The 1648-nt window shown below is 71.2% G+C and carries 1 protein-coding gene; it reads left to right on the forward strand.

Features of this window, described 5'->3' with window-relative positions; translation table 11 throughout:
• Positions 1-114: 114 nt before the first annotated feature.
• Positions 115-1648 (forward strand): acyltransferase domain-containing protein (locus ABT130_RS47535; protein WP_350966493.1); only part of this gene is annotated, 1534 nt, incomplete at its 3' end.

The raw sequence follows: 1648 nt of genomic DNA on the forward strand, positions 1-1648 counted from the left end.
GACTGGTCGGCTGGGGCGGTTGAGTTGCTGAGTGAGGCGCGGGTTTGGCCGGAGACGGGTGGGCCGCGTCGGGCGGGGGTGTCGGCGTTCGGGGTCAGTGGCACGAATGCTCACGTGATCATCGAGCAGGCTCCGGATGATCCCGCCTCGGCCGTCCCCGTCCTGGCCGGCTCGTCGGGAGTCGAGGTGGCCGCGACTGGTGTGACCGTTGTCGGGTCGAGTGGGGGAGTGGTTCCGGCCGGCTTGCGGGAAGGTGAGTCCGCCCCTGGCCGGGGGGCTCAGGACGCGGTGTTGGCTGGGGCCGGTGGGGTGGTGCCGTGGGTGGTGTCGGGGCGGTCGGTGGCGGGGTTGCGGGGGCAGGCGGCGCGGCTGATCGGGCTTGTGGAGGCGGAGGGGGATCTCGAGTCGGGGGATGTGGGCTATTCGCTTGCCCGTCGTCGGGCGGTGTTGGAGGAGCGGGCGGTGGTGGTGGCCGCCGGTCGGGAGGAGTTGCTTTCGGGGTTGGGGTCGTTGGTGGCGGGGGAGTCGTCGGCGGGGGTGGTTCAGGGCCGGGCAGGGGGTGGGCTGGCGTATCTGTTCACTGGTCAGGGCAGTCAGCGTGCGGGGATGGGCCGGGAGTTGTATGGGCGGTTCCCGGTGTTCGCGGCGGCTTTCGATGAGGCGGTCGCTGAGTTGGATCGTCATCTGGGCGGGGTGTCGGTGCGGGAGGCGGTGTTCGGTGCGGCGGGGGTGCTGGATCGGACGGTGTTCACCCAGTCGGGTCTGTTCGCGTTGCAGGTGGCGTTGTTTCGGTTGTTGGAGTCGTGGGGGGTGGCTCCCGACTTTGTGGTGGGGCATTCGATTGGGGAGTTGTCGGCTGCTCATGTGGCGGGGGTGTGGTCGCTGGCCGATGCGGCCAGGGTGGTGGCGGCGCGGGGCCGGTTGATGCAGGCGTTGCCTGCTGGTGGGGCGATGGCCGCGATCGAGGCGACCGAGCGTGAGGTGCTCGACGCTCTGGCAGGGCTGGACAGGGCGAATATCCCGGATGTTTCGGGGGCGGCTGGTGGGGCGGTGGCCGCGATCGAGGCCACTGAGCGTGAGGTGCTCGACGCTCTGGCAGGGCTGGACAGGGCGAATATCCCGGATGTTTCGGGGGCGGCCGGTGGGGCGGTGGCCGCGATCGAGGGGCTGGGTGCTCCGGCGGAGCCGGGCGAGGTGCGGACGGACACTTCGAGCGGCTTCGGGGTGGGGGCCACGGTCGCCGGCGGCCCGTTGGTGGTCTCTGGAGATGAGGACCTTCCGGGCGACTCCCATCGGACCTGGTCGGGCGGGGTGGGGATCGCGGCCGTCAACGGGCCCTCCTCGGTGGTGGTCTCTGGGGATGAGGATCTGGTGTCGGCCGTGGTGGCCGACTTCACCGGGCGGGGACGGCGGAGCAGGCGGCTGACGGTCAGTCATGCGTTCCACTCCTCCCGGATGGAGCCGATGCTGGCCGACTTCCGGCGGGTGCTGGAGACGGTGAGGTTCGCCGAGCCGCGGATCGCGCTGGTGTCGACGTTGACCGGGCGGGCGGCGACCGGTGGTGAGCTGGGTGATCCGGGCTACTGGGTGCGGCAGGTAAGAGAGCCGGTCCGGTTCGCCGACGCGGTGACCGCCCTCGATGCGGCGG

The organism is Streptosporangium sp. NPDC001681, from assembly GCF_040298085.1.
In the GTDB taxonomy this organism is placed as follows: domain Bacteria; phylum Actinomycetota; class Actinomycetes; order Streptosporangiales; family Streptosporangiaceae; genus Streptosporangium.